Origin of the sequence: Treponema sp. (assembly GCF_024696245.1) — a bacterium.
In the GTDB taxonomy this organism is placed as follows: domain Bacteria; phylum Spirochaetota; class Spirochaetia; order Treponematales; family Treponemataceae; genus Treponema_D.
In genome coordinates this window covers 1-3500 of sequence record NZ_JAILGZ010000102.1, presented here as the reverse complement: position 1 = coordinate 3500, position 3500 = coordinate 1, and the positions used below count along the sequence as shown (strand labels likewise).

At 34.9% G+C, this 3500-nt stretch carries 3 protein-coding genes; all 3 read right to left on the bottom strand.

The window, feature by feature from the left end:
* Positions 1-660, bottom strand: a 660-nt coding sequence (locus tag K6D58_RS07080) for a type I restriction-modification system subunit M N-terminal domain-containing protein (RefSeq protein WP_296829026.1), incomplete at its 3' end; no start/stop codon positions are given.
* A 13-nt stretch (positions 661-673) separates the two neighbouring features.
* Entirely contained in the window at positions 674-1759 is a 1086-nt protein-coding gene (locus K6D58_RS07075; RefSeq protein ID WP_296829024.1) for a Fic family protein, read from the bottom strand.
* Between the two features lie 8 nt (positions 1760-1767).
* On the bottom strand, positions 1768-3500 hold a 1733-nt coding region (locus K6D58_RS07070; protein ID WP_296829023.1), incomplete at its 5' end, for a type I restriction enzyme subunit R domain-containing protein.

Here is a 3500-nt window from a genome sequence, read left to right as displayed (position 1 = left end):
TCCACAGGCAGGGTCGTAAATTGATTTTGAACATTCTTTTTTCTTTTGAATATCTTCATCATCAATAAACAAAAGCTCTGTCATAAGCTCAATTACTTCGCGGGGAGTGTAGTGCTGTCCTGCATCTTCGTTATGGGCTTCTGAGAATCTACGGATTAATTCTTCAAAGATATAACCCATTTCTATATTGCTGATTTTTTCCGGGCTGAAGTCTGCTTTTTCGCTTACAAATTCCTGGAGAACTATAAGCAGAAGGTCTTTTTGCCTAAGGCGTTTAAGCTGTTCTCCAAAATTGAACTTTGCAATTATTTCTTCACGAATATTTGCAGAAAATCCGTTTAAGTAGTTTTCAAAGTTTTTGTTTATCTGATTTGGATTTTCAACCAGAGTTTTTAGAGTAAAGTTTGATGTGTTATAAAAAGGATGCCCTGTAATCTGCTGAAACTGAACGCTTTTAATTGCTTCGGGCATCTTTTCTATTTGTTTTGCTTTTTCCAATACCTTGTCGTGGCTTGCTTCAAGAATGCAGTCAAAACGGCGGATTACAGTAAGAGGAAGAATTACCAGTCCGTATTCGTGAGGCTTGTAAGAGCCTGTGAGCTTTTCTGCTATGTTCCAAAGGAGATTTGCTTTTTCTGTTACATTCGATGTTAGTGACATTCTGTATAATTCCTCATTTATTCAATTTGTATATTCTATTTTTGTTGGCACCGCTTGGAAGAATAATTTTTTCTTCTGTCAGTTTAGCGAAAATTTTTCTGACTCCCGCAGGAGAAAGACCTGTTATTTGCTGAGCAATAGAACTGTTTATGCTATCGTTATTTTTTAGATAGTTAAGAATAATATCGCTACTTTTTTGCTTTATCGCTACTTTATCGCCAATCATTTTAGCATTTATCGCTACTTTTTGCTCATATTTCTTTAATAATTCTTCTGAATTTATTACAAGATAGCGGTTCTTTAGTTCATGGTTTTCATTTAAGAGTAGATTTCTAAAAAAGTTCTCTAAAAAGCTGGTATCCATGTAGATTTGCTTTTGAATGTTAGTATAGTTTGCCCGGACAAGAGCATTCCTAAAATACCAGGAATGTTTAGCAAAAATATCATTTGTTACTTCATAACCAAGGGAACGTAAATATTTTATTATAAAAACCGCAGTAGTTCTGGTATTACCTTCTCTAAATGGATGAATCTGCCAGAGGTTTGCCGTGAACCTTGAAAAATGTTTTATAATTTCTTCCTGAGAAAGTCCAATGTAATTAAAATTCTTTTCCTGTTCAAAATCATATTCCATTGTCTTTCTTATTAAGTCATAACCTGAATAATAGACAGTATCTCCCTGTAATACCCATTCTTTTTTTGTGATATTAACATCACGGATTTTTCCTGCAAATTTAAATACTCCGGTAAACAAGCGCTTGTGGATATTCAAAAATTCAAGCGGGGTAAAAGAAAAAGAATCTTCGTTGAGCAATTCCGTTATATGAGAAGAAACTATATCTGCTTCTTCTTTTTCATCATCATCTTCGTCTCTTGAACTTTTACTTTCATAATACGATTTGATTAAATTTTGAACTTCTTTGATTGAGATTTTACCTTCAATATTTTTCTTGGCAGTTTCAATTAAATATGCGGAGGGTTTTAAATTATCAACAGCCTGTAAGCCAATTGCTGTTTGCCAGGCGTAAGCTTTCTTTTTCTTATCTGGCTCTCCTTGGATCAAGTACTGTGCAAAGTCTTCAAAACTAAAATCGTCCATTTTTTCCTTTACGCTAAATGTAATTTATGTGTCAGATGTTCGTAAACCGGCATTCGTATTTCATCTTTAAATGAATACAAGAAATCTTCGTTTGTAGTAAGAACATCCCGCACTTTATCTGTAATTTCCGGTGAAGAAAGAGCGGTATTCACAAAAACTGTAAGTCCATCATTTCCATTATACTTTAGTTCATATTTTGGATATTGTTTTACAAGCCCAATATTGCAGAATGACTTGTCTGCGGCAAAACTCTTTTTGAATGCGCTCAATGCGGGAACAATATCTTCATCTGTAAAATCGGTTCCAAAGCGAGAGTTTATCCTACTTACCATTTCCTGCACTGTAGTTGGTGCTGGCTTTTGAACTTCTTTTGCTCCTCCGTCTGGGCTTGGCTGCACTATTGAGCCATCTCCTTCTACAAGTTTGATTGCTTCTGTCATTTCAAAATCAATCTTGTAATCAGAAAGTTCAATAAGTTTTCTGATATCAGAAGGTTTTACAACATTATCAGGACTTACAGATTTTAATCTTAACAATGGATTAACAAGTCGTAGATATAAACCAAGCTTTACGAGTTCTGCATCTTTTATGTTTTCTATATTCTGCAGGAACATAAAAATTTTTACATAGCGGATGCATTTATGCTTAAACTCTTTTTTATCTTCATCTTTTAATTTTTTATAGCGGGCAAGGAAATCTGCAACAAGATTCATGGTTTTTTGGGCAATATTGTCTTTTGTAAGATCTGTATTGCTTGCAACCATTTCATTTAGAATGGAAATATATTGCTCGACTTCTGGTTGTTCTATGATAGAGTATTTTTTGATTTTTTCTTTGAGCTGCTTTAATTCTTCTATTGTATATTCGCCTTCAAGTTCAATCTTTCCATAATAAGTCTGGAAGGCTTCTTTTATTTCTTCTCTGTCGTTTACAAAATCAAGAATAAAACAATCCCGTTCAGCAAGCTTTGCATTGTTTGCCATTGTTCGATTCAGGCGACTTAAGGTCTGTACGGTTTTTATGTTATGAAGCGGCTTGTCTATGTACATTACGCTTAAAAGTTTTTCGCTAAAACCAGTCTGATATTTATCTGCAACTACAATAAAACGGTATTTATCCTGCTTAAAGGCTTCTGGGGTCTGACTTTCTGTAATTGTATTGCCTTCTTCTTCCATAACATTGATTGGGAAGGAGTTCATCTGACTTTCTGTTTTACCGTCAATATCGCCAGAGAAGGCTACAAGAACTCCCCAGTTTGTATGTCCTTTTTGGGTAAGTTTATCTCGCAAGGTTCTGGCATAAAGAACAGCTTCCTTCCTGGAAGAAGTAACAACCATTGCCTTGCCTTTGCCGTCTATTGTTTTTGACCCAATTTCTTCAAAGTGTTCAATTATGATGTCTGTGATTTTTGAAATACGGTGTTCGTGTTCAGCAACATATTTTGCTGCCATTCCGTAAATTGCTTTTGTGTCGTACTGGTTGTCATCATCTTCGTTTTTAATTCTGAGGTTGTAATATTGTTTGTAGGTTGAATAATTTACAAGAACATCAAGAATATAGCCTTCTTCAATTGCCTGCTGCATTGAGTAAACATGGAAAGGTCTAAATCCATCTACATCTTTTCCTGATTTTGAATCTTTTACCTTGCATGGAAGACCAAACATTTGTAGTGTCTGTCCTGTAGGTGTTGCGGTAAAAGCAAAGAAACTCATGTTTGACTGTTTTCCTGTTGCAACCTGCC